Raw genomic sequence first — 18312 nt, forward strand, 5'->3', positions numbered from 1 at the left:
TTTTGTTGCTGACGGAATGCTGCCAATGATGGCCGAAGATCGGCGCCGCGCGTATCTGCGCGCCATGCAGATAGACGTCTGGCTGCCACGAACGACGCTGCCTTTTGCTGCACCTTCCCGTCCGGAATTGCTGGTATATGTCGATCCAACTGTCTTGCCCGAGGAGCCAGCACTGGCTGTCGCTCGGCCAGCCCCCAAGGTGGAGGCGCCGGCTGCAAAGCTGGTTCGGCCGGAGCGTCCTACTGTTTCTTCGGCCAAGGTCGCCACGCCGCCTGAGTCTGAATCTCGTCCTGAGCCGATCAAGCGAGAAGCGCCGCCTCGCTTTTCCCTGCAATTACTGCGAGCCGGATCTTGCCTTCTGCTGGTTGATCTACCTGCAGGCGCTTCCCTGGCAGGACGCGATCCTGCCTATGTACTCCTCAGAAACATGCTGCATGCGGCTGGTCTGCCTGACAGCCCCCAGTCATTGGGTGAGCCTATTCGCTGGCCGTTACTGGCCAATGCAGCGCTTGATCAAGGGCCTGCCGAGGCGCGAACTTTTGTGCAGAGTGTTGTGGCCTCTCAATTGGAAACCGAAACCTGCGATTGCCTCTGGTTGGTTGGTAGCGCCGCCGCTCGCTTTGTTTCAAGCGATGATGTGAAAATCGAATGCCAGGAAATCCAACTGGATAGTCTCGGTTCTGCCTGGGTCATTCCGGGGCTTGAAGCCCTCATGGAGCAACCCCGCCTAAAAACTGATGTATGGCGTGCCATGCAGCGTATCCGCCCCCGTTGGACAGATGTTAGATGAGCGATTCCATTCATTTTCGGCCGATGACCGAAGCCGATCTCAATGCTGTTCTCAAGATTGAATATGCTGCCTTTAGTCACCCATGGACACGCGGTATTTTTCTGGACGGCCTTAAGTCCTATAACTGCTGGGTAATGTTTGAAGGTGAGCAGCAAGTGGGACACGGTGTGATCAATGTCATTCTGGATGAGGCCCATCTGTTGAACATCACCGTGAAGCCGGAAAGCCAGGGTAAAGGCCTCGGTTACCAACTCCTGGATCACCTTATGAAGCAGGCTCGCCTGGCTGATGCCAGAGAGTGCTTTCTTGAGGTTCGCGAAAGTAACCAGGCGGCCTATCGACTCTATGAACGCTATGGTTTCAATGAAATAGGCCGTCGTCGGGATTACTATCCTGCCGCCGGCGGGCGAGAAGATGCCCTGGTCATGGCGTGCACGTTGCTGGACTAAGCCAGGACTTAATGTCCTGGCTTCTTCTCGTTCAGATCAAAATCATCAGCAGGCTGCTCAATATCAAGGTCGGTTGCATCCAGGTCGGCTGAGTTCTCGGCACGGCGCTGGTCGGCCTCGTTGACTTCGTCCGGGTTACCGTCCCATTTTTCACCATCCAACGGCAAGACGCGGCCCATTTCGGCTTCGTCCATGCCAACGCCACCGCCGATGTCCCTGTCACTGACTACGGTCAGCTCCTTGTCGACAGGCCATGCATCACCATATTCATTCGGATTACGTGCGCCTGAGTCGTCCAACAAGGTTTCAGGCGTCATGTCATCCAGAGTGACGTGGTGATCGGCTGTTTCGCCTTCCGTCATGCCCGCTTCACTGACGCGCTCCGGGGGGAACTGGCCTTCGTAGTCTTCTTCGGTCTGCTGGCCTCGGTCCTTGCCATGGAATAGCTCATCGTTGAAGTTCAATTCCTGCATGCCGCCCATGCGGTCTTCGTTATCGTCGATGGGCAGAGGGTCTCGGTTCATATCAGGCTTTTTCATAAGCGTCTCCTCAAGAGATTCGGCTATCCCATACAGTCGGGTCATGTTGGTGTGACCCCATTTAGGCGACGGGATTCCTTTTGTTCGCCTATGCTCGATCTGCCAAGGAGTTGTCGAAAACCCTTCGAACGATGATGAAAATTCACAGTCAGAGCGTACATGATGAATTCAGAGATCGAATTACCCGTACCTCTTCAACGCTGCGCTTTTTTTCTCGACTTGGACGGAACGCTTGCTGCCCTACAGTCCCGCCCGGAACAGGTTTTTATTCCTGAAAAAACGCTTTCTTCAATTCATACGCTTACCCAGGCAGGCATTCCTGTCGCGGTAGTGTCTGGACGCCGAATCGATGATATTGACCATCTGGTCAAGCCGTTGCAATTGCCAGCCGGAGGCATTCATGGTGCCGAGCGCCGCGATTATTCAGGCCAGATGCATCGTCTGGCGCTCGACGCTGATCTGCTGGCGCGCGTAGGCGCAGAGCTTGGCGCTGCCATTGAATCGCATCCTACGCTCTATCTGGAAAGCAAAGGCATGGCGTTTGCGCTGCATTATCGTCAGGCGCCTGAGCTGGAAGATGAAGCGCGGCGGATTGCCGAAACTCTGGTTGAGCGTTATCCGCAGCAGCTGACGTTGCAGCCCGGCAAAAGCGTGTTTGAACTTAAGCCTAAAGGCGCGAGCAAGGGCGCGGTGATACGTACCTTCATGCGTGAGGCACCCTTCGATGGACGAGTCCCTGTCTTTCTCGGTGACGACCTGACCGACGAGGCTGGCTTTGAAGTCATCAATGAAATGGGAGGCCTTTCCATCAAAATCGGAGAAGGCTCGACTGTGGCGCAGCAACGACTGGAGTCGGTCGAAGCTGTGGCCGATTGGCTGTGCGGCCTGGCAGAACAAGCCGGTAATGCACGCGTAGAACAAGAGGATTGAAGATGAGCCGTTTGGTGGTAGTTTCTAACCGTGTAGCACCCATTGAACCGGGAAAGGCTCCGTCGGGAGGATTGGCAGTAGGCGTGCTCGACGCATTGCGGCAGTCAGGCGGTATCTGGCTGGGCTGGAATGGCGATGTTTCCAATGAGGAAGTGCCGCCCGGCAAGAACGAGACACACGATAACATCACCTATCATACCTTCGCGCTCAACAAGCGTGACTATGATCAGTATTACCGCGGCTTTGCCAATGCAACGCTGTGGCCGGTTTTTCACTATCGTGTCGATCTCTCGCGCTACAGCCGGGAAGAGTACGATGGTTACCGTCGCGTCAACGCAGCTATGGCAGAGCGTCTCAAGCCTCTGTTAAAGCCTGACGATATCATTTGGGTGCATGATTACCACCTGATTCCCTTTGCGGAAGCCTGTCAGATGATCGGTATCCGCAACCGTATCGGGTTCTTCCTGCACACACCGTTCCCGGCGCCTGAAATCCTGACAGCCATTCCGCCGCACAATGAGCTGCTTAAGACGTTGTGCTTCTATGATGTGGTGGGCTTTCAGACGGAAACGGACAAGCTGGCATTCCAGGATTACATTACACGCGAGGTTCGTGGCGTGCTGGAGAGCGATGGCAGCCTTACGGCGTATGGCCATAACTTCCGTGCCGAGGTCTATCCGATCGGTACTGTACCGGACGATATTATCAAGCAAGCCGAATCCTACCGCGCACGCCGTAACTTCATCTCGCGCAGTATCGAAGGTGTGCCTTATAAGACGATTGTTAGCGTGGACCGTCTTGATTATTCAAAAGGGCTGGTGGAGCGCTTTTGCGCTTATGAAAAGCTTTTGGAACGGTTTCCTGAGCACCGCAAGCGGGTGCAGTTTGTTCAGATCGCACCGACCTCTCGCTCCGATGTGAAAACCTATCAGCATATTCGTCAACAGCTTGAGTCCCAGGCGGGCCATATCAATGGTCGCTTCTCCGAGCTGGATTGGACACCGATTCGTTATCTGAACAAGAGCTATGACCGCCGTACCGTCATGGGGCTGTTCCGCTCTGCTGATATTGGTCTGGTAACGCCGCTGCGAGATGGTATGAATCTGGTAGCCAAAGAATATGTGGCTGCGCAGGATCCAGAAGATCCTGGCGTATTGGTACTCTCGCGTTTTGCAGGGGCAGCCCGTGAGCTCAACTCGGCGCTTATTGTGAACCCTTACGATGTGGTGGGCATGGCCGAAGCCCTTGATCGCGCCATTAGTATGCCGCTACAGGAGCGTAAGGATCGCTATGAGGACATGATGCGGATTATCCGCAAGAATGATCTGGCCTCCTGGCGTGACAAGTTCCTCAAGGATTTGCGGGCGGTAAAGGCTAGGCCTGTAGCTAACCTGCGTGCAGTAGGAGCTACAGGCGCTTAAGTGGCAAAGGCTTAAAAAGGCCCGCAATGTAGCGGGCTTTTTTATGGAAATTTTTCGCAGACAATAAAAAAGGGTCTAGCCGAAGCTAGACCCTAGAAATAGGTGGTGGCTACGCAGGGACTTGAACCCCGGACCCCAGCATTATGAATGCTATGCTCTAACCAGCTGAGCTACGTAGCCATCCGAGGCGCGCATTATTCTTTCTCCAAAGCTCTGTGTCAACCCCTCTTTTGCATTTAATTGCTTAAAAACTAACGTTTTTTTATGGATGAGCGATTGCCTTGGTAAAAGCGCCTGGAAAGGCGCTTTCGTTTAGATCCGATAATGGCAAGGTGTTAGCAAACTTTGTTCAGGCCGTAGCAGTCCTTAACGGGAGCGTCTTCTAAAGGCGTATTTCTAGACCAGGAGAGAGCAATGGATAACTATCACGTCACCAAAGGCGACAAGGGCTGGGAGTTGAAAAAAGAAGGCGCAACCCGTGCCTCTAAAAGTGCTGAGACCAAGGCGCAGCTCGTAGAGCAGATGCATGAGTTTTTTGAGGGAAAGACGGCGTCAGTCAAAATTCACAAGGTGGATGGCACCCTTGAGGAGGAGCGTACCTATCCTCGTAGCGCCGATCCACGCAAGTCAAAAGGTTAGGGCAAGGGTGCCGTTGCGGCTATCAGTCAAGAGAGAGGCAACGGCGACTCCCGTGTATGTCCGGTCAAGGGCGACTAGGGCTTCATGAGCTTGCCCCAAATTGCCCTTTAGCATCTTTAAAGAATGAACTGTTTCTCAATTTGAAAGGGTGTTTAAACGGTATTGGCATTTAAAGACGATTCGTTACTTATTAGGCAATATTCATTTGTTCACTGGGCATTATATCTACAATGACTTTTCTGTAATCATTACGTCATCTCCCTGTGCTGCCCCGTTCCGATAATTAAAGAACAAACCCCGGACCTGTTTATAAGTAGGTATTCGCCTGCTTGTTTATCAGGGAGAAGGTAACTTTATAGTTGGAAGCGAGATGAAAATGAAAGGTTTGATTGTAGCTGCCCTTGTCCTTGCCAGCAGTTCCGTATTAGCTGACCAAATCCCCTCCGATGCCGCCAGCACGCCTGTTGTCGAGCATTACACGTATTCAGACCACCTGGATATCAAACGTGTCATCGACAGTCCCGATATCACCAGTTTCTGCGGTGTCCGTCCTGTACGCATGACATATGAAGACCATAATGACAAAATCCATGTAATGGAATATCAGGTTTCGGGTTCTGGTTGCAATGATAATTAATAGAGTTATTTAATCTATTTGATTGTCGAGTGTAATTATTGATTTAGTTTTATTTGTTGTTTTTCTGATTCGAAGAGATGCCTTGGTTACTTGTTCAAGGCATCTCTTTTTGTTTTTGAATTAAAAGTAGCTTATCCAAACGGCACGCTTGATGAGCGCCTTTATTCATCTGTTGAGGGGCTTAAAAACACGCCTCTGCTTTCATAAACGTTTGTGTTGTGCGAGGTAACGCACGGTTACAGGCTAACAAAAGCAGGGTAATGCCTGTCAGAGTGAAGGCCTCGGTGGCATCGGTTGCCTCGAGGCGTTTCATTTTTAATGCGCAGAGAGGACACGCATGCGAATCAGCATTCGACAGATCACGATGCTCTTCCTTATGTTTCTGGCAGGTGCGGCATATGCTCAGGCTCAGCAGAGCCAGTCGGATCCAATTAGAATTCTGTTTGTAGGTAACAGCTATACCTATGTCAATGACTTGCCAGCCGTACTGAGTGAGATGTCCAGGCAAGGCAAGCAGGCCCGCCCGATCGAGACCAAGACACTGGCTTTCTCGGGCGCATCGCTTGAGCAGCATTGGACGAAAAAGGACGTTCAGCAGGCGTTGCAGGAGCAGAAGTGGGACTACGTCGTCTTGCAGGAGCACAGCATGTTGCCGGTCAAGAATCCAGACTTCATGTACAAGTATGCCCGGCTGATCGATGCTGAGGTCAAAAAGAACGGTGCCAAGACAATCCTGTACCTGACGTGGGCTCGCCAGAACGATCCGGCGATGCAGGCCAAGCTGGATAAGGCGTACACGACACTGGCCAATGAGCTGGGTGCGCTGTTGGCGCCAGTGGGGCAGGCCTGGCAGACTGCTTTGGCGGAAAAGCCTCAACCGTCGCTGTTCCTGCCTGACGGTAGCCATCCTTCTTTCACCGGCTCGTACATAGGCGCTTCGGTGTTTTATTCGCTGATCTATGGTCAGATGCCGCCTCAGCCTAGTGCAGCAGAGTCCAAGCGGCTGGAAAAGGCGAACGCAGGAGAGTTGCAGCAGGCTGCCTGGAAAGCAGTTCAGTCCTTGTCACCGGCATTGCGGACTTCACCGGACAAGGCAATGCACGCCTCGGCTCAGTAGCAGGGGAGGCTCGCCCAAGGAAAGCCCTGGGCGAGACCTATGACTCAAGGTATATATTTCTTTTCCTGTAGGCGCTTGATTGCGCCTATCAGGCAGTCTTCGGTGCTGACCGCTTCTGTAAAGCCTGCACGACGAATCTTGCCCATATCCGAGATCATGTCGAACTCGGTGTTGAAGACAAAATCGCCAAACTTCCAACCTACAAGCTTCTCATACGGTACGGATTCCAGCTGGTGCTGCTCAGCCAGTTTTTGCCAGTCGCCAGCCTTGCTCGGCATCTGTGTTGCCAGTGAGAAAGGCTGCGGATCGGCGACGTCCATATCCAGGGCTTCACCAATCTTGTGCCAGAGCCGCTCCCAGCGGAACGGCTCGCCGACCAGGTTGAACGCTTCGTTGCGAGCGGCCGGATCCAGCGCCGCCCATACACTGGCTCGTGCCAGCCAGTGTGCATCGGTCAGCTGAGCCAAGACCCCACGATAGGCTTTCATCGAGCCCGGGAAGCGCAAGGGCACACCGGCTTGTTTACTCAGGGCTGCAAAGGCCCCGATGACCAGCGCGATGTTCATGGGATTGCCTGCAATATCACCCACCACCACATCAGGGCGCAGGATAGACCACTCGAATTCTCCCTGGGCGGCGCGCTCGCGCAGCAGGTCTTCCTGGGTGTAATAAAAATTAGGCGAGAGGTGGCGCGGGTCGTCCTCATAAAAAGGCGCCGCTGTTAGACCCAGGTGCACGCCGTAAACCTTAGCCCCCTGGTAGTGAACGACACGTTGGAGCTTAGCGCCGGCAGACTTCAGGCCGTCCAGTACATTGCGCAGCATGGCGCCATTAATGTCGGCTTCCTTGGCCAGGCTGCTATCAGGACGTAACGCTGCATAAAAGACATGAGTCGTATCCCCCGCCTGGCTTAGCGCCTGGGCAGTGGCGTTGGCGTCAGTTAGATCAAGATCAATGGTTTCAACGTTCGGTACGAAGGTACGACGGACGGCGCGGACTCGCCATTCAGGATTTTCGGCCAGAGTTTCAACAACGGCATTGCCGATGATGCCGCTTGCCCCAACGACCAGGGCAACCTTGGAAGCTGACATATGCGTTCTCCACGAAATAGCTAACGAGTTGGATGAGGTCTGTTTGATGTTACTAAGCTGATAACGCTCAGCCCTACTTGGTTCCGAAAACCAATAGCATCCTAATGGATATATCGACAGGATATCGAACCGACAGCAACGTCATGCGGTCGATGAATGAAGCCTTCAATATGTATTGCCAGTAGAGGCGTGGTCAGACGGAAGGGTTACAGCAGCGTGCAGTGAGTGTCCTGTCCTGACCCGGACTTGCCAATTCACATGTCAGAGCCTGACATTCATAGGAAGATTACATATGTCGACGTCTTCACCCGAGCCCGATACAAAACTGCGCCGCGCGATTACAGGTCCTTTGCTGCTGTTGTTTATCCTCGGGGATGTGCTTGGGGCCGGGGTGTATGCACTGGCGGGGAAGATTGCAGGTGAGGTAGGCGGAGCCATCTGGGTGCCTCTGGTAGTGGCAATGGGATTTGCCATGTTGACGGCGGCCTCGTATGCAGAGCTCGTCACCAAATACCCAAAAGCTGGAGGCGCTGCGGTGTTTGCCGCACGGGCCTTCAAGCATCCCCTTGTATCCTTTCTAGTGGGTTTTTCGATGTTGGCCGCCGGTGTCACGAGTGCTGCCGGCCTTTCCCTGGCCTTTGCGGGTGATTATCTCGGGGCGTTTATTCACGTTTCGCCCACGATGACAGCACTGGTCTTTTTAACGCTAGTGGCTCTGCTTAATGCACGCGGGATCAAGGAGTCGCTTAATGCCAATCTGGTCATGACGCTGATTGAGCTGTCGGGACTTTTATTGGTCGTTATTCTAGCCGCGTTGTATGTAAGTCATGGGCAGGGAGAGCCGGCGCGGGTTCTTCAATTTGCCGAGGGGACTTCTCCACCGCTGGCGGTATTAGGCGCTGCGCTGCTGGCTTTTTATTCATTTGTGGGTTTTGAGGTGTCGGCCAACATTGCCGAAGAAGTGAAAGATGTAAGACGTATTTACCCAAGGACCTTGTTCGGTGCGCTGCTGATCGCGGGCGTAATATATGTTCTGGTGGGGCTGGCGGCTTCCATCGTTTTGTCACCTGCACAACTGGTAGAGTCTTCTGCGCCGTTGCTGGACGTGGTTCGGGCAACCGGCTACGGCATACCCCCGCAACTGTTTGCCGTGGCGGCCTTGCTGGCGGTTTCCAATGGCGCATTGCTGACCATGATCATGGCAAGCCGTCTAGCTTATGGCATGGCCGAGGAGGGTCTGCTGCCCCCAGTGCTAGGGCGTGTACTGCCGCGTCGGCGTACGCCCTGGGTAGCGATTATTGCCACAACGCTTGTAGCCATGGCGTTGACTGTTACAGGAACGTTGTCGGCTCTGGCCGAGACGGTTGTGCTACTACTGCTTTTTGTATTCATGAGTACGAACGTGGCCGTTTTGGTGCTGCGCCGCGACAAGGTCGATCAGCCGCATTTCCGGACCCCTACGCTGGTACCGTTGCTGGCGATCGTGTCGTGTCTGGTGCTTTTGAGTCAGCAGAGCGCGGAGACCTGGCTGCGTGCCGGCATTCTGCTAGGGGTCGGCGTGGTGCTTTATTTCGTAACGCGTGCTCATTCGACACGTGAAGCGGCGGATGTTGTGTAAGACAAGGTCTTTGCAGGCCGGGCACGACCTGCAGGAAAGTGTGATATGCGTTAAAAAATCCAGCGTTGCGGGCGCTGATGCATATTGGCGCTGGCAGGTCTCCAGGGGCGAACGGAAAGTTCGGCCTGTGTGGCGGAGCTGGGCAGTGCAGCAGGTGAGTTGGGGTAGGCAGACAAGGTAGTGGTAAGCGTGGGTGAAGGTTGCGCCTGGGTTTCGTGTCCTAGAAACCAGGCGGCAACCACCAGCAGGGAAACAGCAAGACAAGATGCGGTACGGCTATGCAGGGAGTCCATTCCTTGGCTCTCACAGAGGATAATCAACCGCCCAAATCATATCGGGTAAGTTCATCTGTGAAGCCTTGGATGCCAACTTTATTGCAAAACCGGGCGAACTCTCACATCGGTATGTTGCATGGTTGGCACATGGGAGGCGTACCTCTTCAACTCGGGCGCAAGGTGCCTCGAAGGTGCTGACAGAATTCAATGACCTCATGAGCTCGCATGTGGTTGGATGAGTCTTCCGTCTGCCGCACGGCGGCCGTAATCATCGATTCGATGTTCTGGATATGAATCAGCTTGAGGTCGCTGCTCATATTGCCCAGTTCGATCAACTCCGCAATTCGGTTCTCAGAGCGAGTCAACAGGCGTTCGACAACATCAAGGCTCTCATCAAGCTCGTTTTTGACAGGGGAGGCGTAGAAGTAATCGGTGAGGGTGGGAGCAGGGCGGACTTGCGGTTCCATCGCGGGGTTCCTCATGTGACCTGTGCAGGAATATGGCACGCTCGAGGCAAGATGTATCGCTACTGGCACTTAGGCGCAAGAGCCTGACCTCGTCCAAGAGACGAGTGGTTTATACCGTCGTCGGTTGGTGTGCTGCAAGCGTCAAGGAAGCGGCTTCCGGCAGCGAAACGCCGAAAGCCGCCTGTATCAGGCGTTCTGATCGATCACACTGCGGTAGAACAACCATTCGTGTTCAAGGGCATGGGCCTGGTTCTTGGCCTGCCTGAAGCCATGGCGTTCGTTGGGGTAGAAATAGCCTTCGGCACGAATGCCGCGATCTTTGAGTGCATGAAGCATGGCCCGTGTCTGCTCCGGAACAACGACTGCGTCCAGCTCACCCTGGAAGAAGATGACCGGGACATCGATCGTGTCGGCATGCAGGAGAGGCGTCCGCGCCCGGTAACGCTCCGAATCCTTCTTGGGGTCGCCAATGAGCCAGTCCAGATAGTCGGCTTCGAATTTGTGGGTCACGCGAGCCAGGGCGGCCGGATCCGTTACGCCGTACAGGCTGGCGCCGCCGCAAAACACAGTCTGGAACGCTAGCGCGCATAAGGCCGTATAGCCACCGGCGCTGCCGCCTCGGATAAAGGCGTGGGCCGGTTCGATCAATTCTTGCTCGGCCAGATAATCCACTACAGCGCAGGCATCTTCGACATCGGCCTCACCCCAGCGCAGGTGAAGCGCGTTGCGGTACTCACGTCCGTAGCCGGTGCTGCCTCTGTAATTGAGATCGGCAATGGCAAAGCCGCGTTGTGTCCAGTACTGGATACGGGGATCGAAGACGGGATAGCAGGCTGACGTAGGGCCGCCATGAATGAATACTACCAGGGGGGGCTTGGCCTCTCCTGTCATAGCCGGGTAGAAAAAGCCGTGCGCTTCGCCATCGCCGCTGGGGTAACGCAGGGCTTTGGGTTGGCTGATGCGCTCGTTAGGCAATGGCGCAATACCGCCCGCTAGAATCTCGATGTTGCCATTCTGCCCGTTGATCTCAAGGATGCACGAGGGACGATTGGGCGCTGCGGCAATGCAATAGATGTATCCATCATGCAGGGCCAGGCTGCGAAAGCGGGTGAAGTCTTCCGCGAAGCGCAGCACTCGACCATCGGCCTCGCGTCTGCCCAGGTGGCCGAAGCCTTCTTCGAACCAGGTGGCGATGTAACGCTCGCCGCCCAGGCTGTACCAGCTTCTGCCGCCCAGCTGGAAGGGGGCGGCCGCATGATCGGCCTTGATGGCAGTCAGTCTGCTGACGCCTGAGGTGCATTCACCCCATGGTTGCCACCAGCCGTCATGGTCGGACAGGCAGTAGAGCTGGTCCTGTTCATCAAAACGGGGCTGTTGAATCGATTCCGGATCGCTGCCTGCAATGCAGACCGGCGCCTCCCATTGCCCATTGTCCAGGCGTTCGGCGCACATGAGGCGGGTGGAGGTCCATGGTTGGTGTGGGCGACTCCACTCGATCCAGGCCAGGCGCTTGCCGCTGGGGCTCAGCGTAGGCGAGGCGTAGAAGTCAGCACCCTCGGCCAAGACCTGACGGTGGCTGTCTGCGAGGGAAATAGCGACAAGCCGGTGAATGACGGCCTCGTCCTCATGGGCTTCTTCCACCGCCATGATGAGGTTGGCTGCATAGTGCAGATCACCATAGCGGCGTTTACCCTGGGTCAATGCCACAGGTTGGCTACCATCGAGTGGTTGACGGTAAAGCTGTTGATCCGAGTCGTTGACGAAGACGGCCTCTGACTCGGTCAGGCAAAACGCGCCGCCTCCGTACTCATAAACGCGGCTGCGTGCACTGTAGCCATCCGGTGTCAGGCAGTGCGGTTTGCCATCATGCCAGCGCCATAGACGGCAGGCGCCGTCAGCAGGATCATATTGATTCCAGAAAAGCCCCAGTGCCGATGCCTGTAGCTCGGCAAAATCGATGCCTGCCGCGACGGCCTGTTGAGCGGTAAAGGTGCCGTCTGCGTCTGTAGAAGCAGGGTGCTGGTAAGCCATGGTGCTTCTCCGTTGCTATGTAAGACTCAGGCTTTGGCGATAAGCCTGGAGTTCCGCTCGTTACGAAAGCTCAGCTGCTCAATGGTCTGAGTGGCCTGTTCGGCCTCGGTACGGGCATTAAGAATCACGTCGTGATGTGGGGACTTGCTGCAGACCGGATCGGCGTTGGCCGCATCGCCGGTCAGCATGAAGGCCTGGCAGCGGCAGCCACCAAAATCCTTTTCCTTTTCATCGCAGCTGCGGCAAGGCTCTGGCATCCAGTCATAACCGCGGAAATGATTGAAGCCAAAGGAGTCATACCAGATGTGCTGAAGGCTATGATCCTTCACATTCGGAAACTGGATCGGCAGCTGGCGAGCGCCGTGGCAGGGCAATGCGGTGCCATCCGGCGTGACGGTGAGGAAGATACTGCCCCAACCGTTCATGCAGGCCTTGGGACGTTCTTCATAATAGTCCGGCGTCACGAAGATCAGCTTGCAGGGATGACCTTCGGCTTCGAGCTTGGCGCGGTATTCGTTGGTGATGCGTTCGGCGCGCACCAGTTGCTCTTTAGTGGGTAACAGGCCGACCCGATTGAGCTGCGCCCAACCATAGAACTGGCACGTCGCAAGCTCGACGAAATCCGCTTCCAGGGCGATACACAGCTCGATAATACGGTCGATCTTATCGATATTGTGCCGATGCGTGACAAAGTTGAGCACCATGGGGTAGCCATGGGCTTTTACCGCGCGGGCCATCTCCAGCTTCTGGGCAAAGGCCTTTTTGGAACCGGCGAGCAGGTTGTTTACCTCTTCGTCGCTGGCCTGAAAGCTGATCTGAATATGATCGAGCCCGGCGTCGCGAAAGGTAGCGATCTTCTGCTCGGTAAGGCCGATGCCGGAGGTGATCAGGTTGATGTAGTACCCCAGCCGGCGAGCCTCGCCGATCAGTTCGGCCAGATCCTGGCGTACCAGAGGCTCGCCACCGGAAAAGCCCAGCTGTGCTGCGCCCATCTGCCGGGCCTGCTGCATGACGGTGAACCACTGTTCGGTGGTCAGCTCCTTGCCTTGAGCCGCAAAGTCCAGGGGATTGGAGCAGTAGGGGCACTGCAGGGGACAGCGGTAGGTCAGTTCTGCAAGGAGCCACAAGGGCAGTCCTACCGCAGGCTGCTCAGGCAGGTTAGCCGAGTTGGATCCAGTGCTCTGCACGAGCAACCTCCATGAACTGCTCCACATCGTCACCGAGTTCCGGGACGCCTGGGAAGCGTTCGTTCAATGCATCAATGATGGCGGCCACGTCACGCTGACCGTCGATAAGCTCGCCAATGGCGCCAGCACTTTCGTTCAGTTTGATCATGCCTTCCGGATAGAGCAGGACGAAACCGTTTTGTGCGGGCTCGAATTGGAAGCGATAGCCAGGGCGCCAGCGCGGCACCTGAGTACGGTCAAAGCTCATAGTTGAATTCCTTTATGCCAGACGCGCTGGTCGGTTACGGTGTGGTAGGGCGGCCGTTTCAGCTCGTAGGCCATGCTCATGGCATCCAGCATGCTCCAGAGGATATCGAGCTTGAATTGCAGGATTTCAAGTATGCGCTGCTGGGCATCATAAGTGGTGTAGTGCTGGAGGGTGATGTGCAGGCCATGCTCCACATCGCGGCGTGCCTGACCAAGGCGTGTGCGAAAGTATTCATAGCCGGCTGGGTCGATCCAAGGGTAATGCTGGGGCCAGCTATCCAGACGCGATTGGTGGATCTGTGGGGCAAACAGTTCGGTCAACGAGCTGCTGGCTGCTTCCTGCCAGGAGGCGCGGCGCGCAAAGTTGACGTAGGCATCTACCGCAAAGCGTACGCCAGGGAGCACCAGTTCTTGCGAGAGAACCTGCTCACGGTCGAGCCCTGTTGCTTCAGCCAGGCGTAGCCAGGCTTCGATTCCACCTTCCGTTCCGGGGGCGCCGTCATGGTCAAGAATGCGCTGAACCCACTCACGACGAATCTCTCGGTCGGGGCAGTTGGCCATGATGGCGGCGTCTTTCAGAGGAATGTTTACCTGGTAGTAAAAACGGTTGGCCACCCAGCCCTGGATCTGCTCGCGTGTCGCACGGCCTTCATACATGGCGACGTGATAGGGGTGATAGATGTGGTAGTACGCACCCTTGGCGCGCAGGGCCTGCTCGAATTCTTCAGGCGTGAGGGCGTGTGGCATGTCTGGCCTCCTCGGTAGATAAAATGACCGGATGCACGCGGATCACAGCTCGATGCTCATGCCATCCCAGGCGACTTCGACGCCGCGTCGCTCGACCTCTGCGCGTTCGGGCGAGTCCTCATCCAGAATCGGATTGGTGTTATTGATATGAATGAGCACCTTGCGTGGCGAGGTCAGCTGGTCGAGGACCTCAAGCATACCGCCGGGGCCGTTCTGAGCCAGATGGCCCATCTCGCGGCCAGTGCGCGTGCCAACGCCACGGCGCTGCATTTCATCGTCTTCCCACAGGGTTCCATCAACCAGCAGACAGTCGGCTTCGGCCATTTTGGCCAGCAGGGCGTTATCCACCTGACCCAGGCCTGGCGCATAGAACAGCTTGCCGCCCGTAAGCAGGTCTTCAACGATCAGCCCGATATTGTCACCGGGGTGTGGATCGAAGCGGTGCGGCGAATAGGGTGGTGCAGCGCTACGCAGCGGTAGAGGTGTGAAGCGCAGGTTCGGGCATGCCGGAATAACAAAGCTGCCTTCCAGCTCGATACGGTTCCAGCGCAGGCCACCGTTCCAGTGTTCCAGCATGTTGAACAACGGGAAGCCAGTCGTGAGATCCTGATGAACCATATCGGTACACCAGACCTCGTGGGGGCAGCCCTCGCGCAGGCTGAGCAGGCCGGTAGTGTGGTCGATCTGGCTATCGAGCAGAATGATCGCGCCGATGCCAGTATCCCGTAGTGCACGGCCCGGCTGCATGGGGGCGAAACCCTGCAGCTGCGCGCGGATATCCGGTGAGGCGTTGCACAGCACCCAATTTACGCCGTCATCGGACAGGGCTATGGACGACTGGGTGCGAGGTTGCGCACGAAGACTGCCGTCACGAACACCACGGCAGTTGGGACAGTTGCAGTTCCACTGGGGAAAGCCGCCGCCTGCAGCGGAGCCAAGAATCTGGATATACATGATTTATCTATGAAATGCGGCCAACTTAGAACTTGTCACGAGCGGCGAGGGACATTCAGGAGAAGCTCCTGTTGGCGGTCCGGCTGCGCCGAACAGGCCTCACGGTAGGCATGACCCACTTCTAAGGTGGCTAGAAAAGGAACGCCCCGGATAACCGGGGCGCTGGATCACGCAATCAACGGTTAGCGAAGTACATGGTGACTTCGAAGCCAATGCGCAGATCGGTATAAGCAGGTTTAGTCCACATAATGAATACCCCTCAAAGTGATATCGGAAAGGTCCGATTTACTTAGTACAAAATACCTTGCATACGTTCAGGATAAACACATCCTGAAACGCACTTAAGCTAGTTTACCCTGATATGGTGCGACGTATAGTTACAGGGTTCGCCAATGTGTTTCTGTCGAGACATGGTTGGCTAAACAGGTCCAGCCGTGGTAGGCGCTGTGTAAGGCATGCAGAGCGTGCTGAAGGTCGCCCGGGTGCAGAGCCAGGATCGCTTTGCGAAGATCATCAAGATAGGTCGGCGGATAACCTCCCTGATGAGCGCTCCATAGCTCTTCACCCAGCTGGCGGGTGTCGAGTGCACTAGGTAGGAACTGATCGGCAAGGACCTTTTGCTGCTGCCCGAATGGCTCATGGGTCAGTGCAGCGATTTCGGTCGGCAACCGGGCAAGAAACGCCTCGATATGATTAAGGATGTCTGCGGTCGTCACCGTTGGAGACTGGATGCCAAACACGAGCGTTGACCGTCCTGCGATCTGACGAACACTGGAAAATACCGCATACCCCAGCTGCAGCTCCACACGCATGCGCTGGTAAAAGCGCGGTTGCACGAGATGGCCAAGGAACCGCCAGGCGGCCTCCTGCCGGATGTCATGGGGCGGTGCCGGACAGGCCAGCAGAACGGCATGTTCAGACGAGTGCCCGGGAACGGTGTGCCACCATCGACCACTACGGCTCGGCGGGACTGGGGGGCGCTGTGCAGGTACTCCGGGCAAGTCCAGCAAGCAATGGCGAAGCGAGTTCAGCTCCATCTCCGAAAAGCCGATAGACAAGCTATCCCACTGTGCAACAGACCATTGTCCAGCAAGCTGGGTGGGGCCTTCCATTTCCTGACCTGCCTGATCCGTCTGGGTCTGAGGAGGCTCCGCCATCAGATCGGTGAGCCGGCTTATGAACTGCCTGATAGGCATGCTGTTCGGCTCAGCGGGCGGCTGGCTGAAGGCTTGCCAAGCTTCGTGGCTGGGCCTATGGAGCATAGGGATGAGCGCATGAAGTACAGCCGGAATCGCCTCACTCAAGCCAGTCAGCCTAAGCTGCCATTGCTGGCCAAGTGTGCTGAGGGAAACCTCAACACCTGCCTGGCGTGCCTGATGGCTGATAGCTTGTAGTGCGTGGTTGAGTGTGCGGACGAGAGCCGGTTGATGGGCGGCCGGCTCCAGAAAGTGCCAGCGGATATACAGTGCACCTTCACCCAGGCCGGCAGCCGCTTCCTGGATACTCTGAAGGGCGGGTAGCGAAACGGAATCTGCTCCCGTCTCGATCTGTGCAGGCACGAGGAACGGGTTGAGCGGTGGAAGCGTCCAGTTCAGGGCTGGCGCTTGCTGACGCTCGCATGCGCCTGGAGCAGGAAGCAAATTGTGTTCAGGCTTCAATTGCTCGAACAGGTGACGCAAGGCAGTCACGCCAGCGCTTGATAGACCTGGTGCTTTCAACCCGTCGTCGAGAAGTGACCGGGCCAGTGGCAATGCGGCGCTGGTAGCACGTGTTCGCTGCGCGAGGCGCGTGTACTCCGCCTGTAGCTCAGTCAGATCAGGCTGGCGCTCCAGGAACGTCAGCCAGTCGAAAAAGGCATGAGCTATCTGTGATGACGCTTTAATGCCTGCTTCGGTCAAGGCTATTTCAACAGCGAGTACCGCCTGCTGCCTGAAGTGATAGAGCGGCTCCAGCGTCAGCGTCTTGATCCATCCTTTCTTTCGCAAGGTGCTTATCAGGCCGCCGGTATGTTCGGCGTGCGTCCAGAGGGACAGACAATCAATGGCTTCACGACTATCAGCGGGCAGGTCTTCCAAGGCGAACAGCAAACTGAGCGTCTCTGTGTCCGGAGGCTCTATTGGTGCGATGCGTTCTGGAGGAAGAAGCGCAGGGGGCGATAATGGCTCGATACGCGCCCCCGCATTGAAGCTAGCGCCGTAACGGTCTGCCAGTTGGCGTAGTTCATCCAGGGGCTGTGGTCCGACCAAGACCAGCGTCATCTGTCCGGCTTGATAGAAGCGCTCGTGGAAGCCTTTCAGTGCTGCTTGAAAACGTAGGTTGGGCACGAGCAGGCTGTAGCGGTTGCCCGCATGGAATGCTGTGACAGGGTGGCGGCGCGACAATGGGTGCATCTGCCACGTCAGGCGGTGCGTGCGGGTATCCCTTGACCAGGCAATAAACTCGGCATGGATAACCTCGCGCTCGCGGCGTTGATCTTCGTAGGCAAGACGCGGGTGGACGAGCATGTCACACAGACGGGCAACTCCGCCTTCCAGCGCGGCAGGTGGCACCTCGAAAAAAAAGTCCGTGGTGCGATCCCGTGTACTGGCATTGACCTGCCCGGCATGGCGTTGTACGTAAGCCATCAGGCCTTCATCGGCGGGATAGGCCTGCGTGCCCAGGAAAAGAAGGTGCTCAAGGAAATGTGCCAGCCCGGGCCATGCGCTATCCACATCATGACTTCCTGCGGCGACCCGAATGGCGGCCGAGGCCCGTTTGAGTCGAGGCACCTGTCCCAGAATGATGGTCAGGCCGTTGGCAAGGCGAAGGGATTCGAATCGGGTAGCAGACGGGTTATTCATGGCAGTCGTTATGCACCGGTGATATGCACAGGGCTTGTTGGCGCCGCTCTGCGGCTTTGTTGCAGGCAGAAATGCATCGTTAGGCTACACGGATAAGGCCATGTCCGGCCATTGCCACGCTTTAAGCAGAACTTTTCCGGATATCGCGTGCTTTTCAGGTGTATTTATGTACAGTATCTGATGTGTATCGATACATTGCGGATCAAGGCGTTTTAAAGCGCACAGTGTATGGCGCTCGCCATTACGGTCAGTGTTTTCTGTTCTTCATCTTTTCACCGACAGACTGACTTATCTATTGATGACCGTTGATTTGAATACCGACAGCCTGGCTGTC

19 protein-coding genes and 1 tRNA gene are annotated in these 18312 nt (G+C 56.0%); 8 read left to right on the plus strand and 12 right to left on the minus strand.

The genetic code is table 11. The features are described from left to right. Positions 1-25 precede the first annotated feature (25 nt). Positions 26-790, plus strand: a complete 765-nt coding sequence (locus tag EAW52_RS04090) for an energy transducer TonB (protein ID WP_122044715.1) — start codon at positions 26-28, stop codon at positions 788-790. Further along, complete coding sequence (gene rimI, locus EAW52_RS04095) at positions 787-1239, plus strand: ribosomal protein S18-alanine N-acetyltransferase (protein ID WP_010795944.1); 453 nt, start codon at positions 787-789, stop codon at positions 1237-1239. The genes EAW52_RS04090 and rimI overlap by 4 nt, the downstream gene beginning before the upstream one ends. Before the next feature lie 8 nt (positions 1240-1247). Here the strand turns inward: rimI and EAW52_RS04100 are convergent, their stop codons facing one another. Continuing rightward, complete coding sequence (locus tag EAW52_RS04100; protein WP_010795943.1) at positions 1248-1778, minus strand: hypothetical protein; 531 nt, start codon at positions 1776-1778, stop codon at positions 1248-1250. A gap of 162 nt (positions 1779-1940) precedes the next feature. Between EAW52_RS04100 and otsB the strand changes: the two genes are divergently transcribed. Both otsB and otsA read left to right on the plus strand, forming a co-directional pair. Further along, positions 1941-2708: a trehalose-phosphatase gene (gene otsB / locus EAW52_RS04105; RefSeq protein WP_122044716.1), complete on the plus strand. Its 768-nt coding sequence runs from the start codon at positions 1941-1943 to the stop codon at positions 2706-2708. Positions 2709-2710: 2 nt separating this feature from the next. Next, entirely contained in the window at positions 2711-4129 is a 1419-nt protein-coding gene (gene otsA, locus EAW52_RS04110; protein ID WP_010795941.1) for an alpha,alpha-trehalose-phosphate synthase (UDP-forming), read from the plus strand. Positions 4130-4232: 103 nt separating this feature from the next. Here the strand turns inward: otsA and EAW52_RS04115 are convergent. After that, positions 4233-4309 (minus strand) — tRNA-Met (locus EAW52_RS04115). A gap of 234 nt (positions 4310-4543) precedes the next feature. Between EAW52_RS04115 and EAW52_RS04120 the strand changes: the two genes are divergently transcribed. The 3 genes from EAW52_RS04120 to EAW52_RS04130 all read left to right on the plus strand — a co-directional run bounded on the left by EAW52_RS04120 (position 4544) and on the right by EAW52_RS04130 (position 6522). Then, entirely contained in the window at positions 4544-4768 is a 225-nt protein-coding gene (locus EAW52_RS04120) for a DUF2188 domain-containing protein (protein ID WP_019366419.1), read from the plus strand. Positions 4769-5138: 370 nt separating this feature from the next. Further along, a complete protein-coding gene (locus tag EAW52_RS04125; RefSeq protein ID WP_122041503.1) occupies positions 5139-5405 on the plus strand; it encodes a DUF2790 domain-containing protein in 267 nt (88 codons plus the stop codon). 337 nt (positions 5406-5742) lie between these two features. Beyond that, positions 5743-6522 (plus strand): DUF4886 domain-containing protein, encoded by a 780-nt coding sequence (locus tag EAW52_RS04130; protein ID WP_010795938.1) that lies wholly within the window; start codon positions 5743-5745, stop codon positions 6520-6522. A gap of 44 nt (positions 6523-6566) precedes the next feature. On the opposite strand, the gene EAW52_RS04135 is transcribed toward EAW52_RS04130, so the two are convergent. Further along, the gene (locus EAW52_RS04135; protein ID WP_122041504.1) at positions 6567-7613 is read right to left on the minus strand and encodes an SDR family oxidoreductase; all 1047 of its coding nucleotides are present in this window, start codon (positions 7611-7613) and stop codon (positions 6567-6569) included. 292 nt (positions 7614-7905) lie between these two features. Here EAW52_RS04135 and EAW52_RS04140 point away from each other — a divergent pair, with 292 nt between their 5' ends. After that, positions 7906-9231: an APC family permease gene (locus EAW52_RS04140; protein WP_122041505.1), complete on the plus strand. Its 1326-nt coding sequence runs from the start codon at positions 7906-7908 to the stop codon at positions 9229-9231. Between the two features lie 50 nt (positions 9232-9281). Here the strand turns inward: EAW52_RS04140 and EAW52_RS04145 are convergent, their stop codons facing one another. The 9 genes from EAW52_RS04145 to pqqF all read right to left on the minus strand — a co-directional run bounded on the left by EAW52_RS04145 (position 9282) and on the right by pqqF (position 17978). Beyond that, positions 9282-9524: a hypothetical protein gene (locus EAW52_RS04145; RefSeq protein WP_122041506.1), complete on the minus strand. Its 243-nt coding sequence runs from the start codon at positions 9522-9524 to the stop codon at positions 9282-9284. 146 nt (positions 9525-9670) lie between these two features. Beyond that, a complete protein-coding gene (locus tag EAW52_RS04150) occupies positions 9671-9973 on the minus strand; it encodes a hypothetical protein (RefSeq protein WP_122041507.1) in 303 nt (100 codons plus the stop codon). Positions 9974-10159: 186 nt separating this feature from the next. Further along, positions 10160-12004, minus strand: a complete 1845-nt coding sequence (locus EAW52_RS04155; RefSeq protein ID WP_122041508.1) for a prolyl oligopeptidase family serine peptidase — start codon at positions 12002-12004, stop codon at positions 10160-10162. Positions 12005-12030: 26 nt separating this feature from the next. Continuing rightward, a complete protein-coding gene (gene pqqE / locus EAW52_RS04160) occupies positions 12031-13191 on the minus strand; it encodes a pyrroloquinoline quinone biosynthesis protein PqqE (RefSeq protein WP_122041509.1) in 1161 nt (386 codons plus the stop codon). Beyond that, positions 13163-13438, minus strand: a complete 276-nt coding sequence (gene pqqD, locus EAW52_RS04165) for a pyrroloquinoline quinone biosynthesis peptide chaperone PqqD (protein ID WP_074821790.1) — start codon at positions 13436-13438, stop codon at positions 13163-13165. Before pqqD ends, pqqE begins: the two co-directional genes overlap by 29 nt. Further along, entirely contained in the window at positions 13435-14184 is a 750-nt protein-coding gene (pqqC, locus tag EAW52_RS04170) for a pyrroloquinoline-quinone synthase PqqC (protein WP_122041510.1), read from the minus strand. Before pqqC ends, pqqD begins: the two co-directional genes overlap by 4 nt. A 42-nt stretch (positions 14185-14226) precedes the next feature. After that, complete coding sequence (gene pqqB / locus EAW52_RS04175; RefSeq protein WP_122041511.1) at positions 14227-15138, minus strand: pyrroloquinoline quinone biosynthesis protein PqqB; 912 nt, start codon at positions 15136-15138, stop codon at positions 14227-14229. A 175-nt stretch (positions 15139-15313) separates the two neighbouring features. Beyond that, the gene (pqqA, locus tag EAW52_RS04180) at positions 15314-15385 is read right to left on the minus strand and encodes a pyrroloquinoline quinone precursor peptide PqqA (protein ID WP_003243383.1); all 72 of its coding nucleotides are present in this window, start codon (positions 15383-15385) and stop codon (positions 15314-15316) included. A gap of 130 nt (positions 15386-15515) precedes the next feature. Continuing rightward, positions 15516-17978 carry a pyrroloquinoline quinone biosynthesis protein PqqF gene (pqqF, locus tag EAW52_RS04185; protein ID WP_122041512.1) on the minus strand — a complete coding sequence of 821 codons (2463 nt, stop codon included), beginning with the start codon at positions 17976-17978 and terminating at the stop codon, positions 15516-15518. Positions 17979-18312: the final 334 nt, after the last annotated feature.

This window comes from Pseudomonas sp. LTJR-52, from assembly GCF_003691465.1.
GTDB lineage: Bacteria > Pseudomonadota > Gammaproteobacteria > Pseudomonadales > Pseudomonadaceae > Chryseomonas > Chryseomonas luteola.